A 581-nucleotide genomic window follows, 5' to 3' on the forward strand; every position below is an offset into this window, starting at 1 on the left:
CAGCAGCAAATGAAATCCCTGCGTGATTAACTTGCGGTAGAGACGAACAAAAGAGAGGGGTGAGAAGCGGATGCTCATCAAACTTGCATGGCGCAATTTATGGCGGCAAAAAAGGCGGACGTTACTGACGGCCACTGCTCTCGCGCTAGTGCTTTTTCTTTCCTTACTCACCAGAGCCTTCCAAGAAGGTAGCTACAGTTCCAACATCAAAAACGCAGCAAAGTTTTATACTGGGCTTATTCAATTGCAAAACCCTGAGTTTGGCGACTCATCTAGCATTGATGATGTGCTTCCTCAAACCGATGCCTTTATTTCTGCATCTAAAGCAAACTCGAATATCGATGTCATTCTTCCGCGTGTTGAATCTTTTGCCTTGGCGGCGAAAGGGGAGCGTTCGAAAGGTGTCATGGTTCTAGGCGTTGATCCTGAATCAGAAAATGCGTACTCCCACATTAGTGACAAATTGGTTCAAGGTGAGTTTATCGCCTCTGGGCAAAATGCGGTTTTGGTCGGTGGCGGTTTAGCGCAGTATCTTCGCTTGAAGATTGGCGATGAGTTGGTGTTGTATGGGGCCGGGTATC

1 pseudogene is annotated in these 581 nt (G+C 47.3%); it reads left to right on the forward strand.

Features of this window, described 5'->3' with window-relative positions:
* Positions 1-70: 70 nt before the first annotated feature.
* Positions 71-581: pseudogene (locus R8N49_RS29045) on the forward strand (ABC transporter permease); the annotation flags it as partial.

It is taken from the genome of Vibrio sp. 1978 (assembly GCF_033344345.1).